The organism is Lacihabitans sp. LS3-19, from assembly GCF_024343575.1.
In the GTDB taxonomy this organism is placed as follows: domain Bacteria; phylum Bacteroidota; class Bacteroidia; order Cytophagales; family Spirosomataceae; genus Leadbetterella.
In genome coordinates, this window is the sequence record NZ_RJUA01000112.1 from 128,876 (window position 1) to 153,162 (window position 24,287).

The following is a 24,287-nucleotide window of genomic DNA, read 5'->3' on the forward strand; positions in this document are numbered from 1 at the left end:
TAACATGAATAACGAAATTCAACATAAGACGAGTTCGTTTATAGAACACATAAAGAGGATCATAAAAGAAGCACAGATAGGTGTGGTTCGTTCTGTGAATTCAATTATGGTGCAAACCTATTTTGAATTGGGTAAAAGAATTGTAGAACATGAACAAGAGGGCAGCGATTATTCTAACTATGGAGACTATATATTAGAAAGACTTTCAAGTGAATTATCAAATGAATTTGGCAAAGGGTATTCTAAACGAAATCTTGAGCTTATTCGTAAATTTTATATAACCTATAAGATTGCGAAATCACCGATTTCGCAAAGTATAAGTTGGACCCACTACCTTCATTTAATGCGAATTGAAAATGAAGACGAACGTAGTTTTTATGAAATAGAAACAGAAAAAAACAATTGGAGTGTAAGGGAGCTTGATAGGCAAATTAATACATCATTGTATCAAAGATTATCACTTAGTAAAGATAAAAAAGGTATACTTAAACTTGCAGAAAAAGGTCAAATAATTGAAAAAGCATCCGATTTAATTAAAGATCCTTACATATTGGATTTTTTAAATTTGGAAGAAAGTAGTACCTACAGCGAAACCGAATTAGAACAAGAATTAATCAATAAATTAGAACATTTCTTATTAGAATTGGGTAAGGGTTTCACATTTGTGGGTCGTCAAGTTCGCTTCACTTTTGACGAAGAACATTTTAGAGTTGATTTGGTATTTTACAATAGACTTCTCAAATGTTTCGTGCTAATTGATTTAAAGATTGGTAAGCTCAAGCATCAAGACCTTGGACAAATGCAGATGTATGTGAACTATTACGATAGATATGTAAAACTTGAAGAGGAGAATAAAACTATCGGCATTATACTTTGTAAAGACAAAAAAGACACGTTAGTTGAAATAACCTTACCTGAAAACAACAATCAAATATTTGCAAGCAAATATGAATTAATCCTCCCGAGCAAAAATGAATTGAAGCAACTAATTGAAAATAAAACCATTTAGAAGCATATGAATTCATTACCTACTGTAACCATTCATTTAGATTTTATTGAGAAAGACTTAACATTAATAATAGATGCTAAGAAACCCGATTCTTTGTTTGATTTTAATAATGCAGAAGAAGAAGGTGAATGTCGTTATCAATTAAAAGAAGGCTATTTTTATGATTATGAATTTTCGAAACCAAATTATGTATTTAAAAATACTGATTACATTCAGCCACATAGCAGAAATAAGCACATCGGTGTCATATCGCCCAATATTTATGTAGGAGCTTTAAGCTTTGAAATTTTCCATGCTGATAAACCAGAGCAATTTTATAAAATTAAATTAGAAGTACAATCGGTTAAGAGTGATTACAGAACAGATTATCGTTATATGCTGGAGAGCATTACCGAAAAATGTACGGATTTAATCATGCAGATCGACTCTCCTATTTCACAGCACTTTGAAACAAACTTTGATACCGATAGTCAAACATTATATCAACGCTTTTCATTTGTAAAATCATTAATTGATTCACTAGAATTTGAAGAAGCCATTCAAAAGATTTTTTCCAACCCTACTACCAAATGGGAAGAGGAACATGAGGAAAAAGACATTCGAAGCATACGAAGATTTAATCAAAAAAATATAAAACAGCTAGTTACCAAAAGTAACCGCATTGAACTAAATTGTGATCATTTTTTGAATAAGTCTTATGGGCTAAGCTCGATTCCAACAAAAATTGATAGTACTAGGAAAGCAGAATCAATAGACACAGCCGAAAATCGATTTATTAAACATGCCTTAGAAGAATTTCTTTTTTTCTGTGAAAATTGCGAATTAAAATTTGAAAAATATTCGACCGCAAAATTTGAATCAGGATTGCTAGCAACAAAAATATCTACTTTATTAAATCAATCATTTTTCAAGCAAATATCACGTCCTGTCTCTCTAAAACTAAACAGCCCTGTACTTCAAAGGAAAAGCGGGTATAGAGAAGTTTTAAATGCTTGGCTAAAATTTGACTTAGCAGCCAAATTGATTTGGCACGGTGGCGACAAAGTTTATGATGCTGGCAAAAAAGATATTGCTACGCTGTACGAGTATTGGTTATTTTTTACACTACTCGACTTGTTAAAAGAAGTATTTGAGATTGAGCCTAAGAGTATCGCAGAATTAATTCAATATGATAAAGGGCAATTGTCGCTTAACTTGAAGCAAGGAAAGGCCATTGCTATGAAAGGAGTATATAAATCTCCTTCAAGGAATTTGAATATTCAATTCTCCTATAATCGTTCTTTTGGTGGCGGCAAAACCTTCCCGAATTCAGGCAGTTACACAACCACACTTCGTCCTGATTACACTTTATCTATTTGGCCTGAAGAAATTAAAGAACCAAAGGATGCAGAAAGAACAGAATTGATTACTCACATTCACTTTGATGCTAAATACAAAGTTAACAACTTCTATGAATTAGTTTCGAAATCGAAAAACGAAGAATTATCTGAAGAAGAAAATAACAAGTTAATAGAAGAAGAATTAGACGAAAGTAAGAAAGGAACTTTCAAAAATCAGGACTTACTTAAAATGCATGCTTATAAAGACGCAATTAGAAGAACTGGAGGTGCTTATGTTTTATATCCAGGAAAAGGCCAAAATGAGCCATTTAGAGGCTTTCACGAATTAATCCCAGGTCTTGGTGCCTTTGTAATCAAACCCAATGAAGACGATAAAGATAAAGAGCATTTAAAGAACTTCATTAAAAAGGTTATTGCTAATTTCATTGATAGAGCATCTCAAAGAGAACATACAGCTGTTAAAATTTACGATATTCACAAAGACGAAAAAGACGATACAAATGTTCTAAATGAGCCAATGCCTGAATATTTGGACATAGCTAAAAAAGAAAAATTAATTCCTGATGAAACTTATATATTAGTTGGGTATTGTAAAAACAAACAAAACATTGAAGATTTTTACAAAAAACATGGTTTGTACAATTTCAGAATGGATGATGACAAGGGTTCTTTAAGTTTAGAAAACGAAGTAGTTAATGCGAAATACTTACTTTTAAGAGAATCTGGAAAAGAAACTGCAAAGAAAATTTTCAAAATAAAAAGCAAAGGCCCTAAAGTTTACAAGGGAACGAGCTTGGTTGGCTACAAAACTAGTCATCTTAAAGACTATTATTTAGTAATTGAAATAGAAAAAGAAGAGAGTTCGGACTTTAACGGGGCAAGTTTTAACTTCAAAGATTTAGAAAAATACAAAGAAATCAAATCGAATAATAATCCTAGAAAGGCTGCAGGGATTCCCTTTGCAGTATCCTTAAAAGAATTAATGAAAGAAAAAACCAAGTAATAATTGATTAAGGTAGGTATAAACAGTAAACACTCAATAAACCATTAAATTTCATAAATCAAAAATATAAAAACACCCCCCCACCCACCCAAAATCTCCCTTATAATAAAAATCAAAAAATTAATATAGAAAAATAATTATTTAGTAGTAATTTGGTTTTCAATCTATTATGAATATGAAAACTACTATTAAACTACTCTTAACCTTAGGCTTACTGTCTCTCGGCCAAGCATTTGCTCAAAACTATGTGTCTGTTCAAACCCAAACAGTTGTTCCTGCCGTTGCGGATTTTAAAGAGCAGGTGAGCAAAGAAATACTTTCGCCGCCCGAGTTAAAAATTCACAATAAACGGCCAAAAGATAAAATGATATTGCCCGAGTATGATGCCCCAAAAGACAATGTGAGGCTGTTTCAAGGCCAGCCCAAGGTGTCACTTCCACAAATAGCCGTGGCTCCTCCAGCTCCATCGGTGGGTTTTGTGGGTTTGATTGACAACAACACAAGCATACCACCAGACGTAAACGGTGCAGTTGGGCCAAATCATGTGATGACCACCCTCAACACCGAAATAAAAATTCAAAACAAAACTGGAGGTGCTGTGAGTAGTCTTTCGAATGAAGGTTTTTGGACAGTAGAAGAAACTTTCGATATATATGACCCAAAAATACTTTTTGACCCATTTACACAAAGATATTATTTTGTAGACCTAGATGGTGCCTATTCAGCCACTTCGAACATTCTGTTGGCAGTGTCGGCCACAAGCGATCCCACTGGGGCATGGCACCAATACAAAATAAAAACCAACACTGGTGAATTAGGTATTTGGTTTGATTTTCCGAGCATGGGCTACAACAAAGACTGGTTAGTGGTTTCAGGAAATATGTTTACCATGGCTGGGAGTTTTAGTAAAGTAAAGCTTTTCGTTATAAAAAAGAGCGATATTTTAGCGGGATTAAGCACCACTCCCACTGAGATTTCAGTAACTTCTGGTTTTACGATATCGCCGGCTGTAGTTGCAGACAATACAACCAATACCGTTCCTTTAATTTGTACTTGGAGTAGCTCTTCTGGTCTATATAAAGTTTTTAAAATATCCGGCGTGCCACCTGCAGTACCAACGCTTTCTGATGTGGGACTGCCAAGTGTTGGCTCTGGCAATAGTTGGTCAGGATATACGCCTAATTATAATCAAGCACCACAATTAGGCATGACATCCGCAACCAATGGTATGGATGATGGTGACCATAGAATGTCAAACGCAGTGCTGAAAGGAGGGAAATTATGGGCTGTACATAATACTTGGAGTATTAGTTCAGGTGTATATAGAGGAGTTGTGCGTTGGTTATCAATAAACCCCACCACAGCAGCCATAAATGAATGGGGAAAAATAGAAGACACTGGCATAACAAATATGGGCTCTTACAGTGTTCCTACTAATAGCTACTCTTACCCGAGCATTGCGGTAAATAATAATCAAGATGTAATGATAGGCTTCGGGCACCATTCGCCTACTATTTATGGTACGGCTTCTTATGTTTTACGTAAAAATGGAGATGCCAATTTTAGCTCAGTTTATCAGTACAAAAACGGAACTAATAAATATTTTAAAACCTATAGTGGCTCGGCAAATAGATGGGGAGACTACACCATGACCATGGTAGACCCCAGCAATGGCACGGATTTTTGGGTGATTGGCGAATACGCCGATGCTCCTGGCGGAGGATATGACAAATGGGGTACTTATTGGGCGAAAATCCAGCCTAATCCTGTGGTTGCCTCGATAGTTTTAGGCACTTTGCCGTCTTCTACGCTATGTGCAAACAAAGGCTATGCTGTGCCGTTTTCAATAACAGGCACTTTTAATGCTGGAAACCAGTTTAAAACCCAAATCTCTAACGCGAGCGGTTCATTTAGTAGTCCGCTTCAAATAGGTAGTTTGACATCTGTAAGTGCAGGTAATATTGCTAGTACGGTACCCAATTCGGTCACTCCTGGAGGTACCGGGTACAAATTAAGAATAGTTTCTACAAATCCGGTTGTTACGAGTACAAGTACTGCCAATGTAACGATAATACCGCAAAACAGGGCAATAGGCAGTGGCACTACTACGCCTTATGAAGCCACCGAAAAAATCACCAATAGCGGTACATTAAACCTAACTGGCACGAGGGAATTTAAAGCAGGTAAGTCTATTACACTTACACCAACACCTGGGGCGGCTATTACCATACCAAATACCTCGGTATTCACTGCGAGGATAGTCGGCTGCGTATATTAAAATTAATGGATTGCAACCATTTTGTGAAATTTAGGGTCTTAAATATATAAATGGAGAACATCATGAAAAACATAATTGGTTTATTGTTGGTAATGGGTTTTATTTCGTGTGGTACTGTAGAACCTGAAGTATTGAAAGGATCTCTAATCGTAAATGTGACCATCGGTCCTTTGTGCCCAGTTGAGCCGTGCAAAAAAACAGATGCTGAGTTAAAGCAAATATATGAAGCCTATAGTTTGGTGTTCACAAACGTCTCTACAGGCACAATTGCTTTAGAAAAAGCTTTATCGTATAATGGCACCTTGGGGATTTTAAACCAAACGGAGTTACCTGTAGGCGATTATAAAATAGATGTAAAACCTGCCAATATGTTCAGTGGTTTGCCTAAAGACGTAAAAATCGAAAATGGGAAAACCACAACGATGGATTTGAAAATAGACACTGGTATTAGATAAATTGGTTTTGTTTTAATTTTAAAAAATATCCTTGGGGCTACTTCAAGGATATTTTTTTGTGGGCTATGTTAGGCGTATGCCCAAGAATGATATTATTTTCACTTAGAGATTGAATAGTTTTTAAGTTTAGTCTTTAAAAACGTATCGTCAGAAAATTGAAAAATTACAATATTTAATGCTTATCCCAGAAAAATACTTGCAGAAAAACATAAAAAACTTGAATGCTGCAATCATAAAATCGATATGCATTTTGTTTTAAATTGCAACACAAAACAAATCTTATTTCTAAAAAAATGAACCATCTCAAAAATTCAGTATACAATAAAGTTTAGTCAACAGAAAAAAATCAAAATTTTCAGTGGTACGAATAAATCGTACATCTACAAAACCACAAAATTTCAGTTGCTTACAAACTGTAACCAACAAAAAAACCAATAAATTGCAACAAATTCAATAAGCAAAAATGCCCAACCTAGAAAAATACCTCCAAAACATCCTTGACAATATCATAGCCTATACGCCAAAGCTGGCTGGTGCTATTGCTATTTTACTTATTGGTTTTTGGGTAGCCAATAAACTCGAGCGTGTGGTGGTCGAGAGGCTGAAAAGGTCTCAGCTGTCACCCGAGATTACGTCTTTTATAGGCTCTATGTTTGGCATTACGCTCAAAATCGCCGTTTTGTTGGTGGCGGCGGGCATTGCGGGTTTTGATACTTCGGCTTTGGTGGGCATGTTGGCCGCGGCAGGTTTTGCTGTTGGATTGGCTCTACAAGGTGGCTTGGCAAACTTCGCATCGGGTATTTTGATATTGATTTTTAAGCCATACAAAGTATCAGACTGGATTGACTTAGACGGCAAGTTTGGCAAAGTGGAGGAAATCCAGATTTTCAATACCATACTGACTACTCCCGGCCTGAAAACGCTGATAATCCCCAACGGTCAAGTGACATCAAACATCGTAACCAATTACTCCAAAAAAGGAATTCTACGTCTAGAACTAATGATAAACATGCCTTATGAGGAGAGTTTTCCTAAAGTAAAAGCCATTATAGAAAAAGCCATAGAGCAGTCGGTTTATATTAAAAAACAATATGAACCTTTGGTCGGCATCGAAGTTTTTGATGCCCATTATATTCAAATAGGCGTGAAACCTTACGTAAATCCGGACGAATATTGGGAGGCTTTCTACGAAATAAACGCCCTACTCAAAAAAGCTTTCAGCGAAAACAATATCCAAGTAGCCTACCCAGATACGGTGATGATTGGCAAAATTGGAGATTAATAATGTATCCAAAAATTCAGCTACACGCTAACAAATTAAAACTTGAATTAACGAAGTTTGGTTTTTTCTACTTCGTATGGGGTATGAAAGTCAAGATTACTTTAGGGATACTTTTAAGTTATAATTGAGAATTCCTAAATTATTTAGCAAGCAGAATACTAATCTGATTATATATTCACATTAAAATCACACCAAAAAACAATAAATGAAAGACTTAAAACTATTCGAAAGCAAAAAAATACGCTCTAGCTGGGATGCTGAGCAAGAAAAATGGTATTTTTCTATTGTAGATGTTGTAGATACTTTAACGGATTCTCCCAATCCTAGAAATTATTGGAAAGTATTGAAGCACAGACTTCTCAAAGAAGGAAGTCAGTTGGTTACAGATTGTAACCAACTGAAAATGCAATCGGCAGATGGAAAGTATTATCTTACCGACGTAGCCGATACGGAGCAGCTTTTACGTTTGATTCAGTCCATCCCTTCACCCAAAGCGGAGCCTTTTAAGCAATGGCTGGCCAAAGTGGGCTATGAAAGAATTGAAGAAAGCCAAGATCCTGAAAAAAGTATAGATAGAGCTATGGAGAATTATCAAAAGCTAGGTTATAGCACTGCTTTGATAAACCAAAGGCTAAAAAGTATTGAAGTCAGAAAAGACCTTACTGACGAATGGGAGAACCGAGGTGTAAAACAAGGGCAAGAATTTGCTACTTTGACTGACATCATTACCCAAGCTTGGAGTGGAAAGACGGTTAAACAATACAAGGATTTTAAAAACCTTAAAAAAGAGAACCTGAGAGACAACATGACTAATCTGGAATTAGTTTTGAATATGTTAGCAGAAGCAACAACTACCGAAATAAGTAAAGAAACCAACCCTGAAACTTTTTCTGACAATATGAAAATTGCCAAAAAAGGTGGCCAGATAGCAGGAAACACTAGAAAAGAAATTGAAGAACAAACTGGTAAAAAAATAGTGAGCAAAGTCAATGCGAAAATATTGAAGGAAACCAAAAAAATAACTTAAACCTTAATTCCCATTTGTCATTAATACTTTTGTTTGCCAAAAGTAAAACCAATTAAAAAAAAGGTTTGTAAATTTATATTAACAAGCTAAGCAATTCCTCAAAAAAACTTTCAGCGAAAACAATATCCATTTGCTTACCCAGATACGGTGATGATTGGCAAAACTGGAGATTAAGCTTTTGCGAAGCGGCTTTTGAGGTTTTTATAAGTTATGAGGTTTCGAAACCTGAAATAGAGAAACAATGCCGAAACCGTCAAACCACATAAAAGTCCGAGCCAAATGCCGATGGATTTTAGGCCAAAAACAAAACCTAAAACATAGCCCAGCGGCAAGGCCACTACCCAATACGCCACAAAAGTGATGATGGTAGGAATTTTGATATCAGCCAGTCCACGCAATACACCCAAACCAACCACCTGTATACCGTCAGACAACTGAAAAATGGCCGCAATGCCCAATAGCGGAAGAGCGAGGTTGATCACTTCTGCATCGTTGATATAGAGTTCTAGAAGGAATCTATCAAAAAGGACAATTACGAAACTACAGATACTCATAAAACCGAAGACCAAAAAATAAGCAGCAAAACCCGCAACTCTTATGCCTTTCGGGCTGCGGTTGCCCCAAGCTTCGCCCACTCTTATACCTCCCGCAAACGAAAACCCCGTGGCCATCATAAACGTAAGCGAGGCTATATTGATAGCGATTTGGTGAGCTGCTAAAGCAGTTTCTGATATCCAACCCATCATGATGATGGCCATAGAGAAAGCGGCTATTTCAAAAAACACCTGAAAACCACCCGGAATGCTCCTTTCTAATATCAAAAGAATGAGCTTTTTGTTGGGTTTATAGCTAAGGTTTTTGAAGTATTCGGTAAACTGACGATTGTATATCAAATAAAAATAAAGCATCATAAGCATCAAAACACGGGTAATAAATGTGGCAATGGCTGCTCCTTGAAGACCCATTTCTGGCACAAAACCTAGGCCGTTTATCAAAGTATAATTCCCGATGATGTTGGCAAAAAGACCAATTACTGTGATGGTCATCACTACCTGGGGCTTGGAGAGGCCGTCGGCAAACTGTTTCAAAGCAAAAAACAAAAACAGGGGAATGTTAGATGCCAAAATAATCAAAAGAAATGCAGGTGCTTTTTGGTTAATGATAGCACTTTGCTGGAAAAGCTCAAAGTTTATATACGTAAAATACCCGATTGCACTTAAAACCACACAAAAAAGAATGGATACAATGACCGTATTTACAAACAACTCTTGTAGACCCAGCCAGTTTTTCTCCGCTGCACGTTTAGACACCATAGGTGCCACCACCGACATACCTCCTACCGCCAATGAGGCTATCAAAAAAGCGATAGAATTGGCTATACCAGATGCCCCGAGGTCTATTTTTCCGAGAAATCTACCCACCATAATATTATCTGTAACAGCCATCATGACCACGCCCAACTGTCCGATTATGATAGGAACTGCCAGATTAAAAGATAGTTTGAGTTCTTTCTTGAATTTTTCTTGTAACATTCTTTTGAATTATGCCGTAATTTAGGATTTTTACTTTTACTTTAATTCCCTAATAAAAAAATTATGTTGCCTAGGATTCTAATACTATTTGCGGTTTTGCTGATTAGTTGCAACAAACAACCCAAACTCGCCGACTACGAAGGCACATGGGTAGCTGCAAGCGATATTTCTGAAAACAAAATCGATATTCAGAAAGACAAAAACTATTCTCCCGAAATCACGGCCTTTGTTTTTGAAACCAATATTGTAGATAGCGTAAAGTTATATTTTAATGATGGACGGAATATGACGGCAGTCGTGGCATTTAGGTATGATGCCTACTATCTCAACCTAAAAGAGAAAGAATACCTGATGGTTTATGATTACAAAAACGAGGATATTATACTTTCGAAAGTAAAAGAAAATGTGAGCCAAAGATTTAAGAAAATAAACGAAAACCCTCAGATGATGAAGGTTTTAGATGATATTTATAAATAAATCAGGCTCTTTGTAGTTCGAAAATAGTGATTTCTGGCAAAATACCTACTCTACCAGGATATCCCAAAAATCCATAGCCGCGGTTTACGTAGAGTTGTTGCTCATTTTCTTTGTATAATCCCGCCCATTCTTTGTATCTGTATTGCACCGGACTCCATTTGAAGTCTCCTATTTCTACCCCAAACTGCATACCATGGGTATGTCCTGCAAAGGCGGCGTCAATATTAGTTTTGCCCAAAACCTGCTCTCTCCAATGGCTAGGGTCATGCGATAGCAGAAGTTTATTGGTAAAGTGATCCGTATTTTCTAAAGCTTTTTTGAGGTCTCCATTTTTCTTAAACCCACCCAATCCCCAGTTTTCTATGCCAATTATGCCCAGTTCTTCGCCACCAAGTTTGATGCTGCGGTTTTCGTTCATCAATATATCCCAACCCATCATTTTGTGGCCTTGGATTAGTGTCTCCAAGTTCTTTTGTTTCAACTCAGGCGAATCCCATTGGATATAATCGCCGTAATCGTGGTTTCCTAGTGTGGAAAATACACCCAAAGGAGCCTTAACTTTTTTGAATATATCGAAATAATCGTTCAATTCTTTGGACTCATTGTTTACCAAGTCACCCGTAAAAAACACCACGTCGGGTTTTTGGGCCAATAGCATATCTACGCCTCCTTGTACAGCAGTTTTGTTATAAAAACTCCCTGAGTGTATGTCAGACAATTGGGCAATGGTCATGCCTTCAAACTGTTTCGGCAGGTTTTTTAGGAGCAATTTTACTTTTCTTACACGATAATCATAGGCCCCTGATATAATTCCATAAGCCAAAAGTCCCAATTGTGTACCACCAACTGCCAATGCTGTTTTAGCAATAAAATCAGATCTCGTGATAGTCACGTTTTTAGTTCCTTCTGGGTCCATTGCTTTTTTGCCTGCCCAACGGATACCATTTACGATATCGCCAACCAACAAAAATATAGAACCGATGACTTTGGAGATATAAACCAAGAAAACAGCAGTGCCAACAAATGTTCTAGCTTTAGCACTCAAATAACCGGGAAAAAACACAAAAGTACCTAAAATGGCCACAAGAGAAACCACAGGAACTACCCAGTAGATGATTTTTATCCAGCGTTGATTATCTACCGAAAATGAGCGAATTGCTCCTTTAAGTGCTTGAAAGAAATATAAATCTATTAGAAGAAAAAATACTATCGTTATACCTAAGCCAATACTCCTGTTCATTTAATGCAATTGATTTTAATTAAAACTTGAATATGGATTAAATGGTTCGAATACAAAAAAACGAGGCTTAATAAGGCTCGTTTTTTTGGAAAATATGTAAAATACGCTTACGCTAATGCTGCTTTTACGTTGTCGAAGTTTGGAATATCTCCTGCACTTTCTAATACTTCTGCATAGGCTATTTTACCTTCTTCGTCTATTACAAATGCTGACCTTTTCGCAACTCCTTTCATACCTAAAACAAACTCATCGTATTGTGCACCATAAGCACCACAAACCTCTTTGTTGAAATCTGAAAGCAAAGGAAAAGGTAGCTTTTGCTCTTCTTTGAATTTTCCTAAAGCAAAAGGAGAATCTACAGAAATGGCCAAAATTTGTGCATCGATAGAACTATAAGAAGCGATATCATCTCTTAAAGCACACAATTCTGTTGTACAAACGCCTGTAAAAGCCAAAGGAAAAAACAAAACGACAACTTTTTTGCCTTTATAGTTTGATAGTATATATTCCTCTTTTTCAGAAGAAAAAAGTTTGAAATCTGGTGCTACGTCTCCAATCTTTAGTGTCATAAATGTATTTGTTTATATTGTTTTTAAAACTTAAAATTTATTAGAAAGGTTTGGTTTGGTAGTGTTTTTTTTGAAAAAAAAGAATTAGGTCAGCATCAAATTACAACCTCTAATATCTGAATTATCGAATCTGCCAACAACCTTAAAGCCCTCGTAATCATCAGTAAACATTCCTAAGTCTTTGGTTTCTATGAAAGAGCAGGAGTCTATATTGGCCAAATCTATCACGTTAATTCCGCCCGTTCTTCCTCTGTATTTTACTTTTTGATCGGGCTCACCTAAGGCAAAACTTGGCAAATAAGTAAATGGATCGTTTATCTCTCTTAGAAGAATCTTCATGCTGTTGGGCAAATTAAAAACGCCCTCTCCTGAAGAATATCCTTGCGACAACAATTCGGTCATACCATACTCAGAATGAATGGATTCTACACCAAAAGCTTTGCATAAAACACTGTGCAATTCTTCGCGTACCATTTCTTTTCTTCGGCCTTTCATGCCGCCTGTTTCCATTATTATTAGTTTGTCAGAAATGCCTTTTAGTTTCTCAGCAAAAGGCTTGTTTTCTGCCAAATCGAGCAAACCAAAAGTTACGCCAATCAACAATATTTTTCTATTGTCTTGAGTCGCTTCCTTCATATTTTGAAGCATTTCGGTGTAATTATCGAGATAAAAACCGCCAAATTGGCTAAACGAATGAAATATAAAATTCTGCACCATATACACCAGCGAGGAATTATTACGTTCGATATAAGAAGGTAAAAGTGCAAAAACGTGGTAGTCTGTCAGCGGACCATAAAACTGCTCGAAAGTCTTGCGGCTGAGGAGTTCATAATAGGGTAAGTCAGAAACAAAATGTCGGCTAGTGTTTAATGATGTAGTTCCGCTGCTTTCGAACACCATTTGTGGTTCTACCTCGCCAGAAACGATCTGATGATTTTTAAAAAACTCGATAGGCAAAAAAGGAATTTTCTCTATTCGGTCGATTTTTTTTATATCTTTATACAGAAAGTTTACGTATGTTCTATAAAGCGGATTTTGGGCATATTGGAATCGGAAAACTTCCAGTGCAAGCTTTTCGAAATTATAAGGATTGTGGTCAAGCGTGACCAGTGCCGCTTTTAGTTCGTCTCTGATGGTCATTTTTTAGAAATGTCCTTTGTTTTTATTAATTTTACAAAAATAAGTTTTCTCAAATGAGTAAGCACCATTTTAAAGTTTTATTATTTTTTGTTCTGTTAGCTTTTGTGTCAACTTCATGCTACAAAGAGCCAAATTTTTCTCTCACTCCCGAGATAGAATTCAACACTATCACGAAAGATATTCGCTTGGATCAGTTCACTGGAGCCAAGAAAGACTCCATAATAGTAACGGTGGATTTTAAAGATGGAGATGGAGATTTAGGTTTTAACTCGGAAGAAATTGGTGGAGTTGTTGACCAAACCGATTATAACTATGTAGTAAAACCAATGAGGAAAATCAAAGGCGTTTTCACACCTTTTGAAACCTTCGAAACTTATTCAGGTTTCTATCCACGCCTCAAAACTGAGGATAAAATTGGTCCAATTCAAGGAAAACTCAGCTACAGAATAGAGGTTTTGACGGCTTTTTGGCCAGTAAAAAAAGACACTGTCAAGTTTGAGATCTATATCAAAGACCGAGCTGGAAACAAAAGCAACACTATTGAAACGGATCCTATTATTTTGAATCAATTGTAGGATTTCAGATCAAAACCTCTGTTTTTGTTACAAATAGGAACACGTTTTTGGTAAAACAAATCCACATTTTCTGTTTTCGAATTTCTTTTAAAAATATATCAAATTCTATTTTCGGCGAGATTTTACTTTATATTTGGATTCAAATATACAAGCGAATTTCATGAAGATAGTTTTCCTCGACGCCTACACCCTACATCCTGAGCAGATAGATTTGAGTATTTTTGAAAGTCTTGGCGAGTTCATCACTTACGACCGCACAAAGCCTGAAGAACTTATTGAAAGAGCAAAAGATGCTGAGATAATCCTGACCAACAAGACGGTTTTGAACAAAACTACGATTGATAGTTTACCCAATCTAAAATATATAGGCGTAACCGCTACTGGATATAATGTTGTAGATGTAGAAGCTGCACGAAGCAAAGGAATAGTGGTTACCAACGCCCGAAACTACAGTTCCAATTCGGTGGCACAGCAGGTATTTGCCATGATTCTAGCTTTTGCAAATCGCCTTTCAGAACACGCTGATTTTAATCGTTGGGCATCGCAGCCAGATTTTTGCTATTTTGACAATAACCTTACGGAACTTTCAGGTAAAACAATCGGCTTGATTGGTTTTGGAAATATTGCCCAAAAAGTAGCTCAGATAGCTCTGGCATTCGACATGAAAGTATTGGTAAACAAAGTGAGTCCATTGGCGGAACCTATAAAAGGAATAGAAATAGCGGATTTGGATAAAGTTTTGAGCAATTCAGATTACTTAAGCCTCCACTGCCCACTGACGACTGAAAATGAGCAATTTATGAATACTGAAGCCTTTTCAAAAATGAAACCTTCAGCTATACTCATTAATACTGCCAGAGGTGGTTTGATAAATGAAAGTGATCTGAAAGTTGCATTGGAAACCGATAAAATAGCTGGAGCTTATCTTGATGTACTGGCTGTAGAACCACCGAGCGAAAACCATATTTTAAGAAATGTAAAAAACCTAAAAATAAGTCCACATATAGCTTGGGCGAGTTTTGAGGCCAGACAAAAACTCGTGGAGATTGTTTTTCAAAATCTAAAGGCGTTTTTGGAAGGTAGGGCTGAGAATGTTTTATAAAAAAAGGCTTTCCGTTTGGAAAGCCTTAATATCGAAAAATGTTTTTTCTTACCAAGTCAAAGGGATTCTTACAACTGTATTGTCCCATTCTATGCTTATTTGAGCATCCGTGGCAGTTATGATCAATTTTTCCATTGTTCCTTCACCATTCATTGGCCTCACTTTAATAGTAGCAATGTTTTTATCTTTAATTTTATCATACCCATAAGCTCCCCATTGTTTCAGCTCAGAGTTTAAGATAACTGACCATTCGTTTTGGTTAGGTATTGTAAACAAAGTGTAAGTTCCTGCTTTTACTTTAGCTCCTCCAAAATTCACGTCTTTCTTGAAAGTCACTTCAGTTGCAGCATTTGCACCTGTTCTCCAAATCTCATTATAAGGCACCAATTTGCCAAATATTTCTCTATCTCTTTTAGAAGGTTGACCATAAGTTACTTTAACATTATCGCTTTCAGTCGTCATTGCTGGACTTTGTGCAGGTTTTTGAGCGAAAGCAAATGTGCTAATTAAAGTAAATAATAGGAATAGGTTTTTTTTCATTTCGTATAAAAATTATTGTTTGTAAAAATCATTTCAAAACTATAAACGAAGTAAAGCATTAATTAGTTTTCTCAGCTAATTTTTTTGCCATTTCCAAAGGATTCGTTGGGTTTGGATTGTGTAAATCTGACTCAATCAAACCATCTCGCAACCTGATGACTCTGTGGGCATAGTTGGCGATGTCTTCTTCGTGCGTTACCATTATTATGGTATTGCCTTTTTCATGTATTTCATGGAAAAGTTGCATAATCTCGTAGGAAGTTTTGGTATCTAAGTTCCCTGTAGGTTCGTCAGCGAGCAATATCGATGGATCATTCACCAACGCTCTTGCCACGGCCACTCTTTGCCTCTGCCCACCCGAAAGCTCATTGGGTTTGTGCATAGATCTTTCTCCTAGACCCACACTTGCCAACACCGCCTTAGCTTTTTCTGTTCTGGCAGTTTTGCCATAGCCAGCATATATTAGAGGTAAAGCAACATTCTCTAGTGAAGACTGACGAGGCAATAAGTTGAAAGTTTGGAATACAAAGCCAATCTCCTTGTTTCTTACTTCTGCCAATTCATTCTCCGACATGCCACTTACGTCTTTGTTGTTCAGGATATAGGTACCCGAAGTTGGGGAGTCTAAACAACCTATGATATTCATCAACGTAGATTTACCAGAGCCAGAGGGTCCCATAAATGCCACATATTCGCCTTTTTTAATTGTAATAGTTACGTCCTTAAGAGCGTCTATTATTTCTGATCCCATCACATAGCGTTTGGCTATGTTTTTAGTTTCGATAATAACCATACTATCGGTTTTAGTTTTAGTATTGAAAGCAACAAAGTTAAATTTTATTTTCTGCTAACATCTAATTTTTCTATCAGCGTAATATTTGGAGGATGGGTGGTAAGGAAAGCAGAAAGCAAAAAAAAATTATTATTTCCTCTGAGTCAAAATACTTTTTTTAAATCTACTTCCTCTTTTAAAATGCAATACTGCAATTATTTTTAATTCCAATTCTTTTTTGTTTACTAAATAATATACCCCAAAAGGATATTTAGACATTAAACATCTCCTGATTTTATTTTTAAATTTTGGTTTTGAAAAAGGAAAATTACAAATAGAAGAAATTGTTGAATTGAAAGCCATAATAAATTCCATTCCTAATTCCTTTTTTTGACTTTCGTACCAACTCCAAACATTGTCCAAATCTTGTTCGGCTTCAGAAGAAATTAAAACAGTATACATCTATGAAACATATTTGTTTTTTAAATCTTCCCAATTTTTAAAAGTAGTTTTATCTAATGCGATTCGTTCTAAACGTTCATTTAAAATCAATTCATGATCTACTGGCATTTTAATCAAATTTTGATTTTCTGCAACGTCCTCCCATAAGAATTGGGCCATCTCAAGCTTTTCCTCTAACGTTAATTCTTTTAAAGAATTAATCAAATCGTTCCTCATAAAATTATATACTTTGAAAATTAGAAGTATTCTTTACAAATATAAAATATCTATTTGAACTAAATACTGTTTATTTGAAATTTTCAGCCTAATCAAATCCCATATAAATTCACCAAAGTGGCATTCTCTCCAAAAGCTATTTGTTTTTCAAGTACAAAACCCAATTTTACCAAAAGGCTATTAGATGCTTCATTTTCAGGATTTACTATGGCAGCAATCTTTTCAAAACCCAAGACATCTTTACCAAATTTTATGCAGGCATTTGCGGCTTCATAACCGTAGCCTTTTCCGATATATTCTGGCAAAAAAGCAAAGCCAAGGTCTAGGTTTTCGAGCTCATCTCGCTTTATAAAACCACACATGCCAATAGGTGATTTAGTAGTCTTTTCTTCGACCAAATATAACCCAAAGCCTTTTTCTTCATAGCTTTTAAGTGAGCCGTTTTTTAGATAATTTTCGGCCTCCTGAATAGTTTTCACGCCCTTGTCTCCAATAAACTTTAGCCAAAGAGGTGTATTGAGCAGTTCCAAAATAAAAACGGCATCGTTTAGATTGAATTTTCTGAGGGTTAGCCTATCGGTTTCTATTATGGTCATTATTGGTTAAATGATAATTTTAGATTTCCAAAAATACCTATTTTTTCAAATCAAAACTTCGAGGACTCCGTTTTTCAAGGCCTTTTTGTGTATTTTTGTGATATGGAAAAGTTCGACGTAGTAATAATAGGAGGAGGCCCGATTGGCTTGGCTTGTGCCATTGAATGCCAAAATGCAGGTTTAGATTATGTGATTCTTGAAAAAGGTTGCTTGGTAAATTCGCTCTATAATTATCCTACTACAATGACTTTTTTTAGCACTTCAGAAAGACTCGAGATAGGCGGTGTGCCTTTTGTGTCAATTTCTGCAAAACCTACCCGTTCGGAGGCTTTGGAGTATTACAGAAGAGTAGTACAATCTAAAAAACTCAATATCAGGCTATTTGAAGAAGTTTTGAGTGTTGAAAATAAAGATGGTGTTTACCTAACGAATTCATCCAAAACCGTTTATACGTCTAAATATCTAATACTTTCCACTGGTTTTTACGATTTACCTAATAAATTGAGGGTTGAAGGTGAAGAATTACAAAAGGTGACACATTATTACAAAGACCCACATTTTTATGCTTTTCAGAAAGTTTTGGTTGTAGGCTCTAACAATTCGGCTGTTGATGTGGCCTTAGAAACATGGCGAAAAGGTGCAGAAGTAACGATGGTAATCCGAGAGCCAGAAATTGGCAAAAGTGTTAAATATTGGGTAAGACCTGACATAGAAAATAGGATTATAGAAGGCTCGATAAAGGCGTATTTTAAATCAGAAATTTCGAAAATTACCGAAAAAAGTGTTTTTGTAAACACCCCAAACGGTGAAGTAGAAATAGAAAACGATTGGGTTTTGGCCATGACGGGCTACCAGCCAAATTTACCTTTTTTACAGAAACTGGGTATACAACTTTCTGATGATGCACAAAAAAAGCCAGAATTTGATGAAGAAACGATGGAAACAAACCTTCCGAATGTGTTTATAGCTGGAGTAATATGTGGTGGAATGGATACACGAAGTCTATTTATTGAAAACTCTCGCGTCCATGCAGAAAAAATTGTTAAACGAATTTTGATGAATGAAATTTGAAATTTAGATTTTCCTTAAAATTTATCTTTTCTTTTCTTTAATATCGAAATTGTACTCTTCCAATTAATTATTTGACAATCAATAGTTTACTTTAAATTAATATTTGATATAATATTAATTTGAAATAATCTTCGTACCTTTGCGGACTTTTTAGGGTTTATAGCTCTAATAAAATCAATCTAAAAATCCTTTTTGAAAGGGAATCAAAATGCAAGAAATAAGAAATATCGCCATCATTGCTCACGTTGACCACGGTAAAACTACCCTTGTTGACAAAATCATCCATGCCTCTAAAATCTTTAGAGAAAACCAAGAGTTTGGAGATTTGATACTTGACAACAACGACTTAGAGCGTGAGAGAGGTATCACCATCGTTTCGAAAAACGTATCTGTAAGATATAAAGGTGTTAAAATAAATATCATTGACACGCCAGGTCACGCCGACTTTGGTGGTGAGGTGGAGCGTGTATTGAAGCTTGCCGACGGCGTTTTACTTTTAGTAGATGCTTTTGAAGGTCCAATGCCACAAACAAGATTTGTATTGGGCAAAGCGATTGATTTAGGTTTGAAGCCTATTGTGATAGTAAATAAAGTTGATAAAGAAAACTGTCGTCCTGATGAGGTGCACGAGCATGTATTTGATTTGATGTTTAACTTGAACGCTACTGAAGATCAGTTAGACTTCCCTTGTCTATACGGTTCTTCAAAACAAGGCTGGATGTCAACAGACTGGAAAGTTCCAACTGACAATATCACTCCTTTGTTGGATTCGATTATCGAAAACATTCCAGCTTCACCAGTGAACGAAGGAACAATCCAAATGCAAATTACTTCATTGGACTACAATTCTTTCGTAGGTAGAATTGCCATTGGAAGAGTAGCAAGAGGAACTTTGAAAGAAGGCATGGCGGTTTCGCTTTGTAAGGCAGATGGTTCGATAAAGAAGATGAGAATCAAAGAATTGCAGGTTTTTGAAGGACTTGGGCGAGTGAAAGTAGAAACGGTAGGTTGTGGAGAAATATGTGCCATTACTGGTCTTGAAAACTTCGAAATTGGCGATACTGTAGCAGATGCTGAAAATCCAGAGCCATTGACAAGGATTTCGATTGATGAGCCTACTATGAACATGTTGTTTACCATCAACAACTCTCCGTTCTTTGGTAAAGAAGGAAAATTTGTTACTTCTCGTCACGTACGTGATCGTTTGATGAAAGAGACAGAAAAAAACCTCGCATTGAGAGTAAAACAAGGTGAGTCTGAAGATAAATTTATAGTTTTTGGTAGAGGTATACTTCACTTATCGGTTTTGATAGAAACTATGCGTCGTGAAGGATATGAATTCCAGGTAGGTCAACCACAAGTATTATATATGGATGGGCCAAATGGAGAGAGAATGGAGCCAATAGAGACTTTGGTAGTAGATGTACCTGAGGAAACTGCTGGTAAAGTGATAGAATTAGCCACTCAAAGAAAAGGAGAACTTTTGATCATGGAACCAAAAGGTGATTTGCAACACTTAGAGTTCAATATTCCTTCGAGAGGTTTGATAGGTTTACGTTCAAATGTACTTACAGCCACCCAAGGTGAGGCAATCATGAACCACAGATTCAAGTCTTATGAGCCCTACAAAGGAGTTATACCTGGTCGTACAAATGGATCGATGATTTCAATGGCTAATGGCCCTGCTGTGCCTTATGCTATTGACAAATTACAAGACAGAGGCGTGTTCTTTATCGATCCAGGTGAGGATATCTACATGGGTATGGTTGTAGGTGAGCATAACCGTCAGAATGACATTGTGGTTAACCTTCAAACATCTAAAAAATTGACTAACATGCGTGCATCAGGATCTGATGACAACGTAAAAATAGCTCCAAAATTGAATTTCTCTTTGGAAGAATGTATGGAATACATACAAAAAGATGAGTACTTGGAAGTAACACCTAAGTCATTGAGAATGAGAAAAATATACTTAGACGAAAACGAGCGTAAACGTTCGGAGCGTATGTCTGAAACAAATGCTGCATTGGTATAAAAATCAGCGTTTTTAAATCTTTTTAAAAGCCCAAATGGATATCTGTTTGGGCTTTTTTATTCACATCCGTTTATCTGGGCTGTAAATACTCCAGGATTTTCATTTCCAGGATTGAATTCAAAATTGGGCTCTAATAAAATTGATTTTAATGCCTTGAAATCAATTTTACTATTTTCAATTAATGCTGATGATTTTAAGAAAAACGAATTAAAAGTAGCATTCATTTTAGTTAATATTCCTTTGATTAACAATTCTGGACAATCAATCTTTGTGGCTTTAAATGTATGGGCTTTCACAATTTGTGAGAAAGCTGAACATCCATTCTCATTGCATGCTTTAATCCTATAAAAATATTTTTTATTTGAAAGTTTATTAATATCCTGCTCAGAAAACTGATAGCTGGGAATTTGGGTAAAAAGTGAAAAATTCAAACTATCTTCTGATATTTCTATTAAATAATTTTCATCATCTGAGGAGTTTGAATTCCAAGAAATATTTATTTGATTTTGAGAAATACCATTAGCCGCAAAATTCAAAGGAGTATTAGGTATTAAATTCTCCATAGGTTTCGCATTAAGAATTGGCATGCAGTAAAATGACAAAGCCCTTTGGCCCTTACCATTTGATATATGAGGCCCATTATAGGTAACACTATGAAAATCTGAAAAGCTAGCTGGCAAATATGTAATATAAAGGTCAGTTTGAGGTTGAGCAAAATTTAAAGTAACAGTGTTTTCAAATGCCGTACCATTTATTACTGGTGTATTATATTGGTTATAATTGACATTTGTATTGTCAGAAGTTAGGTAAATAAAATCTCGCATACTTCTAGTATAGTCTCCATAATTTATATCGGCAGGGTAAATAACATTTTGATTTTCTTGAAAAACCAATGTTATCTGGGTTTTGGTTTGATTATAGTACGCATATTTGACTTTCGGATTTTCAATTTCATTTATGTTTAAAGAACCATAAAGATCCCTCAAAATAAGCCTTGAAAGATCTAAAGCTAATTTTTGATATGCAACATCCGAAAAATGGACACCATCATAAGGAATAGTGCCAACTGTAGCTAAAGTGGTGATTTTGTCAGGGTAAATCTCTTCCGTCTTTCTCTGAAAATCTCTTAAATAACCCGCTCTTTCTACATAATTGCTGCCATCGCCTACCTTCATTATATTAATCTGAAATTCATAAAACTTTTTTAAAGAGGGAATGTCGTCAAATACATTTGCTATGAAATTATTAAAATATCCAGGATATTCATTACAGCTTAAATACCAATTGCCTGCCTCTGCTTCACCCTGCAGAAAAGCCATATATTTCACTTTATCTAACAAACCACTTAGATATAATCTATTGAGTAATTTGCCATAATAAAAAGTGGGATCCTTTGGGTTGCTATCATTTCTCTGAGATAGTATGTCAATTCCAGTACCACCAACAGAACCATTAATTACACAAAATGGAATTTTAAGTGAATCGATAAAATTAAGCATAAGGTAATTGCCAATAGTTCCTACCCCCCAGTATGGAGATTTGGCTGGATACCAATTTTCGGCAATTATCTGATTATTAGACCCGTAAACAATGTCAAAGTTTCGCATAAATTTATCCGATTTTGTGGCATTAAATTCATCAACTCCATTTCCAGCAACCATATTAGATTGTCCATATAACACTATCACATCACCACATAAAATTTTATTCGCTTGTTTTAAAAGAGTCAAATTATTGCCCTTTGAATAATAAAGTTTAAAAGAATACTCCGAAAGCTCTGCATTAATAAAAATATTGAAATCAAAATTCTCATTTGGCCCATCGATAGTGTATTTTAATGAATCATTTCTAAAAATTTGTAGTACTACTTTTTCAGCTTCTGAATTTATATAACTCCCAAGTATTGAAACCTTTGCTGTATTATTTTCCTCTCTTGGATAAAGTTGATTGTCTTTTGGAAATGAAATGAGACTTAACTGCGATTTTGTTGTAATAGAAATTAAGGCAAATATTATTATAAGATAATATTTCATGATATATATTTTTAAATACAAAGTAGCCTTTAAAACCTAAACGCAGGCAAAAAATCACTTTAATTTATTATCTGGCAAATAATCTTAGTGTTCTTTTTTAAGAATCATAAATTTCTATTCCTAACTTTGATTCAAAAATGAATAAGAATCATGCACCAATATCTCTTAGTTGCTCATGATGGCGACGCCCCAAATGCACTCGAAAAAAGAATGGAAGTTCGACCTAGACATTTTGAATATGCCCGAAAAATGTTCGCAGAAGGTAAAATACTTGTAGGTGGAGCTCAACTTACAGATAAGGGAAAAATGAAAGGTTCCGCGGTAATTTTACAGTTTGATGACGAATCAGGATTGGAAGAATATCTTAAGAATGAACCTTATATTTTGGAAAATGTTTGGGAAAGTTATACGATCACACCTATTAGAGTAGCAGATCTGTCTTAATGGAATTTACAGAAAAGGATAATATATATATGGAGCGAGCCTTGCAATTGGCTGCTTTAGGCTGCGAATGGGTAAGTCCAAACCCCATGGTTGGTTGCGTAATTGTCCACGATGGCTTGATAATAGGGGAAGGTTTTCATCAAAAATATGGCGAAGCACACGCTGAAGTTAATGCCATAAATTCTGTTTCAGACAAATCTCTTTTGCGAAATGCTACTGTGTATGTCACACTTGAGCCGTGCTCTCACTTTGGTAAGACGCCTCCTTGTGCCGATTTATTGATTCAACATCAGGTCAATGAAGTAATTATTTGCAACAAAGATCCGTTTCCAGAAGTAGCAGGAAAAGGTATAGAAAAACTAAAAGCCGCGGGAATTAAAGTAAAACAGGGCTTATTAGAATCGGAAGGATTGTTTCTAAACCGAAGGTTTTTCAAAGCTCATACCGTGGGTTTGCCTTACATTACCATAAAATGGGCGGAAACTGCAGATGGCTTTGTGGCTTTGCCAGAAGGAAAACCTTTGGCTATCTCAAATTCCACAACCAATATAAACGTACATAGATGGCGAGCAGAGGAAGACGGAATAATGGTGGGAACAAAAACTGTAAAGACAGACAACCCAAAATTAAACGTTCGTCTTTGGCCAGAGGGCAGAAATCCTGTTAGAATAATCATTGACAAAGATTTAAAATTAGACAGAAACGTTAACGTATTCGACCAATCTCAGAAAACGTTGGTTTATAATTTCCACAAAAACGAAAAACTAGAAAATCTAGAATTTATTAAAATATCACCGGAAGATTTTCTGATAAATATTTTGAAAGACTTAAAGTCAAAAGGTGTAAATAGCATTTTGGTAGAAGGTGGCCCACAACTAATCCAATCTTTTTTTGAAGAAAATCTCTTTGACGAAATTCGAAAAATTAAAAGTGACTTGGTGTTAAAAGATGGAATTAATGCTCCAAAAGTCTCAAGTGGAATACCGCTCACTGAAACCAAAAGAATATTAAACGACCAGATATTTATTTTTAGGAGATAATTCCAACCATTTTTTCGTTATTTGAGTCTATGTCTTACCCTTTGAATAC

General features: G+C 35.7%; 23 protein-coding genes. 13 read left to right on the forward strand and 10 right to left on the reverse strand.

Annotated elements, in window-relative coordinates; all coding sequences use genetic code 11:
* Positions 1–4: 4 nt before the first annotated feature.
* From EGI22_RS16630 to EGI22_RS16655, 6 genes are all read left to right on the forward strand, one after another.
* Complete coding sequence (locus EGI22_RS16630) at positions 5–1,009, forward strand: YhcG family protein (protein ID WP_255069550.1); 1,005 nt, start codon at positions 5–7, stop codon at positions 1,007–1,009.
* 93 nt (positions 1,010–1,102) lie between these two features.
* Entirely contained in the window at positions 1,103–3,352 is a 2,250-nt protein-coding gene (locus EGI22_RS16635; RefSeq protein ID WP_255069552.1) for a DUF2357 domain-containing protein, read from the forward strand.
* A gap of 175 nt (positions 3,353–3,527) precedes the next feature.
* On the forward strand, positions 3,528–5,630 hold the full coding sequence (locus tag EGI22_RS16640; protein ID WP_255069553.1) for a hypothetical protein: 2,103 nt from the start codon (positions 3,528–3,530) through the stop codon (positions 5,628–5,630).
* Between the two features lie 62 nt (positions 5,631–5,692).
* Positions 5,693–6,085, forward strand: coding sequence for a hypothetical protein (locus EGI22_RS16645; protein ID WP_255069554.1), 393 nt, complete (start codon positions 5,693–5,695; stop codon positions 6,083–6,085).
* 463 nt (positions 6,086–6,548) lie between these two features.
* Positions 6,549–7,367 (forward strand): mechanosensitive ion channel family protein, encoded by an 819-nt coding sequence (locus EGI22_RS16650; protein WP_255069555.1) that lies wholly within the window; start codon positions 6,549–6,551, stop codon positions 7,365–7,367.
* 205 nt (positions 7,368–7,572) lie between these two features.
* Positions 7,573–8,394 (forward strand): Bro-N domain-containing protein, encoded by an 822-nt coding sequence (locus EGI22_RS16655; RefSeq protein ID WP_255069556.1) that lies wholly within the window; start codon positions 7,573–7,575, stop codon positions 8,392–8,394.
* Between the two features lie 170 nt (positions 8,395–8,564).
* Here EGI22_RS16655 and EGI22_RS16660 read toward each other — a convergent pair whose 3' ends face one another.
* A complete protein-coding gene (locus EGI22_RS16660; protein WP_255069557.1) occupies positions 8,565–9,926 on the reverse strand; it encodes an MATE family efflux transporter in 1,362 nt (453 codons plus the stop codon).
* A gap of 63 nt (positions 9,927–9,989) precedes the next feature.
* Between EGI22_RS16660 and EGI22_RS16665 the strand changes: the two genes are divergently transcribed.
* Positions 9,990–10,403 (forward strand): hypothetical protein, encoded by a 414-nt coding sequence (locus tag EGI22_RS16665; RefSeq protein WP_255069558.1) that lies wholly within the window; start codon positions 9,990–9,992, stop codon positions 10,401–10,403.
* 1 nt (position 10,404) lies between these two features.
* Here EGI22_RS16665 and EGI22_RS16670 read toward each other — a convergent pair whose 3' ends face one another.
* From EGI22_RS16670 to EGI22_RS16680, 3 genes are all read right to left on the reverse strand, one after another.
* Entirely contained in the window at positions 10,405–11,643 is a 1,239-nt protein-coding gene (locus EGI22_RS16670; protein ID WP_255069560.1) for a metallophosphoesterase, read from the reverse strand.
* A 107-nt stretch (positions 11,644–11,750) separates the two neighbouring features.
* A complete protein-coding gene (locus EGI22_RS16675) occupies positions 11,751–12,212 on the reverse strand; it encodes a redoxin domain-containing protein (RefSeq protein WP_255069561.1) in 462 nt (153 codons plus the stop codon).
* A gap of 84 nt (positions 12,213–12,296) precedes the next feature.
* The gene (locus EGI22_RS16680) at positions 12,297–13,352 is read right to left on the reverse strand and encodes an acyl transferase (RefSeq protein ID WP_255069562.1); all 1,056 of its coding nucleotides are present in this window, start codon (positions 13,350–13,352) and stop codon (positions 12,297–12,299) included.
* 53 nt (positions 13,353–13,405) lie between these two features.
* Between EGI22_RS16680 and EGI22_RS16685 the strand changes: the two genes are divergently transcribed.
* Positions 13,406–13,927 (forward strand): hypothetical protein, encoded by a 522-nt coding sequence (locus EGI22_RS16685; RefSeq protein ID WP_255069563.1) that lies wholly within the window; start codon positions 13,406–13,408, stop codon positions 13,925–13,927.
* 160 nt (positions 13,928–14,087) lie between these two features.
* On the forward strand, positions 14,088–15,029 hold the full coding sequence (locus tag EGI22_RS16690; RefSeq protein WP_255069564.1) for a D-2-hydroxyacid dehydrogenase: 942 nt from the start codon (positions 14,088–14,090) through the stop codon (positions 15,027–15,029).
* Positions 15,030–15,077: 48 nt separating this feature from the next.
* Here EGI22_RS16690 and EGI22_RS16695 read toward each other — a convergent pair whose 3' ends face one another.
* The 5 genes from EGI22_RS16695 to EGI22_RS16715 form a co-directional block, all read right to left on the reverse strand.
* Positions 15,078–15,569 carry a DUF2911 domain-containing protein gene (locus tag EGI22_RS16695; RefSeq protein ID WP_255069565.1) on the reverse strand — a complete coding sequence of 164 codons (492 nt, stop codon included), beginning with the start codon at positions 15,567–15,569 and terminating at the stop codon, positions 15,078–15,080.
* A gap of 58 nt (positions 15,570–15,627) precedes the next feature.
* Positions 15,628–16,362 carry an ABC transporter ATP-binding protein gene (locus EGI22_RS16700; protein WP_255069566.1) on the reverse strand — a complete coding sequence of 245 codons (735 nt, stop codon included), beginning with the start codon at positions 16,360–16,362 and terminating at the stop codon, positions 15,628–15,630.
* 129 nt (positions 16,363–16,491) lie between these two features.
* Entirely contained in the window at positions 16,492–16,803 is a 312-nt protein-coding gene (locus EGI22_RS16705) for a type II toxin-antitoxin system RelE/ParE family toxin (protein ID WP_255069567.1), read from the reverse strand.
* Positions 16,804–17,019 (reverse strand): addiction module protein, encoded by a 216-nt coding sequence (locus EGI22_RS16710; RefSeq protein ID WP_255069568.1) that lies wholly within the window; start codon positions 17,017–17,019, stop codon positions 16,804–16,806. It abuts the gene before it with no gap.
* Between the two features lie 92 nt (positions 17,020–17,111).
* Positions 17,112–17,615: a GNAT family N-acetyltransferase gene (locus EGI22_RS16715; protein WP_255069569.1), complete on the reverse strand. Its 504-nt coding sequence runs from the start codon at positions 17,613–17,615 to the stop codon at positions 17,112–17,114.
* Positions 17,616–17,717: 102 nt separating this feature from the next.
* Between EGI22_RS16715 and EGI22_RS16720 the strand changes: the two genes are divergently transcribed.
* The gene (locus tag EGI22_RS16720) at positions 17,718–18,686 is read left to right on the forward strand and encodes a YpdA family putative bacillithiol disulfide reductase (RefSeq protein ID WP_255069570.1); all 969 of its coding nucleotides are present in this window, start codon (positions 17,718–17,720) and stop codon (positions 18,684–18,686) included.
* Between the two features lie 208 nt (positions 18,687–18,894).
* On the forward strand, positions 18,895–20,721 hold the full coding sequence (gene typA, locus EGI22_RS16725) for a translational GTPase TypA (RefSeq protein ID WP_255069571.1): 1,827 nt from the start codon (positions 18,895–18,897) through the stop codon (positions 20,719–20,721).
* A 56-nt stretch (positions 20,722–20,777) separates the two neighbouring features.
* Here the strand turns inward: typA and EGI22_RS16730 are convergent, their stop codons facing one another.
* The gene (locus EGI22_RS16730) at positions 20,778–22,754 is read right to left on the reverse strand and encodes a fibronectin type III domain-containing protein (protein WP_255069572.1); all 1,977 of its coding nucleotides are present in this window, start codon (positions 22,752–22,754) and stop codon (positions 20,778–20,780) included.
* 150 nt (positions 22,755–22,904) lie between these two features.
* On the opposite strand from EGI22_RS16730, the gene EGI22_RS16735 reads away from it, so the two are divergent.
* Both EGI22_RS16735 and ribD read left to right on the forward strand, forming a co-directional pair.
* On the forward strand, positions 22,905–23,198 hold the full coding sequence (locus tag EGI22_RS16735; RefSeq protein ID WP_255069573.1) for a YciI family protein: 294 nt from the start codon (positions 22,905–22,907) through the stop codon (positions 23,196–23,198).
* A complete protein-coding gene (ribD, locus tag EGI22_RS16740) occupies positions 23,198–24,238 on the forward strand; it encodes a bifunctional diaminohydroxyphosphoribosylaminopyrimidine deaminase/5-amino-6-(5-phosphoribosylamino)uracil reductase RibD (RefSeq protein WP_255069574.1) in 1,041 nt (346 codons plus the stop codon). The genes EGI22_RS16735 and ribD overlap by 1 nt, the downstream gene beginning before the upstream one ends.
* Positions 24,239–24,287 lie beyond the last annotated feature (49 nt).

Coding starts and splice junctions, on each gene's coding strand:
- EGI22_RS16630 (WP_255069550.1), top strand. CDS start 5: ATGAATAACGAAATTCAACATAAGACGAGTTCGTTTATAGAACACATA.
- EGI22_RS16640 (WP_255069553.1), top strand. CDS start 3,528: ATGAAAACTACTATTAAACTACTCTTAACCTTAGGCTTACTGTCTCTC.
- EGI22_RS16645 (WP_255069554.1), top strand. CDS start 5,693: ATGAAAAACATAATTGGTTTATTGTTGGTAATGGGTTTTATTTCGTGT.
- EGI22_RS16650 (WP_255069555.1), top strand. CDS start 6,549: ATGCCCAACCTAGAAAAATACCTCCAAAACATCCTTGACAATATCATA.
- EGI22_RS16655 (WP_255069556.1), top strand. CDS start 7,573: ATGAAAGACTTAAAACTATTCGAAAGCAAAAAAATACGCTCTAGCTGG.
- EGI22_RS16660 (WP_255069557.1), bottom strand. CDS start 9,926: ATGTTACAAGAAAAATTCAAGAAAGAACTCAAACTATCTTTTAATCTG.
- EGI22_RS16665 (WP_255069558.1), top strand. CDS start 9,990: ATGTTGCCTAGGATTCTAATACTATTTGCGGTTTTGCTGATTAGTTGC.
- EGI22_RS16670 (WP_255069560.1), bottom strand. CDS start 11,643: ATGAACAGGAGTATTGGCTTAGGTATAACGATAGTATTTTTTCTTCTA.
- EGI22_RS16675 (WP_255069561.1), bottom strand. CDS start 12,212: ATGACACTAAAGATTGGAGACGTAGCACCAGATTTCAAACTTTTTTCT.
- EGI22_RS16680 (WP_255069562.1), bottom strand. CDS start 13,352: ATGACCATCAGAGACGAACTAAAAGCGGCACTGGTCACGCTTGACCAC.
- EGI22_RS16685 (WP_255069563.1), top strand. CDS start 13,406: ATGAGTAAGCACCATTTTAAAGTTTTATTATTTTTTGTTCTGTTAGCT.
- EGI22_RS16690 (WP_255069564.1), top strand. CDS start 14,088: ATGAAGATAGTTTTCCTCGACGCCTACACCCTACATCCTGAGCAGATA.
- EGI22_RS16695 (WP_255069565.1), bottom strand. CDS start 15,569: ATGAAAAAAAACCTATTCCTATTATTTACTTTAATTAGCACATTTGCT.
- EGI22_RS16700 (WP_255069566.1), bottom strand. CDS start 16,362: ATGGTTATTATCGAAACTAAAAACATAGCCAAACGCTATGTGATGGGA.
- EGI22_RS16705 (WP_255069567.1), bottom strand. CDS start 16,803: ATGTATACTGTTTTAATTTCTTCTGAAGCCGAACAAGATTTGGACAAT.
- EGI22_RS16710 (WP_255069568.1), bottom strand. CDS start 17,019: ATGAGGAACGATTTGATTAATTCTTTAAAAGAATTAACGTTAGAGGAA.
- EGI22_RS16715 (WP_255069569.1), bottom strand. CDS start 17,615: ATGACCATAATAGAAACCGATAGGCTAACCCTCAGAAAATTCAATCTA.
- EGI22_RS16720 (WP_255069570.1), top strand. CDS start 17,718: ATGGAAAAGTTCGACGTAGTAATAATAGGAGGAGGCCCGATTGGCTTG.
- typA (WP_255069571.1), top strand. CDS start 18,895: ATGCAAGAAATAAGAAATATCGCCATCATTGCTCACGTTGACCACGGT.
- EGI22_RS16730 (WP_255069572.1), bottom strand. CDS start 22,754: ATGAAATATTATCTTATAATAATATTTGCCTTAATTTCTATTACAACA.
- EGI22_RS16735 (WP_255069573.1), top strand. CDS start 22,905: ATGCACCAATATCTCTTAGTTGCTCATGATGGCGACGCCCCAAATGCA.
- ribD (WP_255069574.1), top strand. CDS start 23,198: ATGGAATTTACAGAAAAGGATAATATATATATGGAGCGAGCCTTGCAA.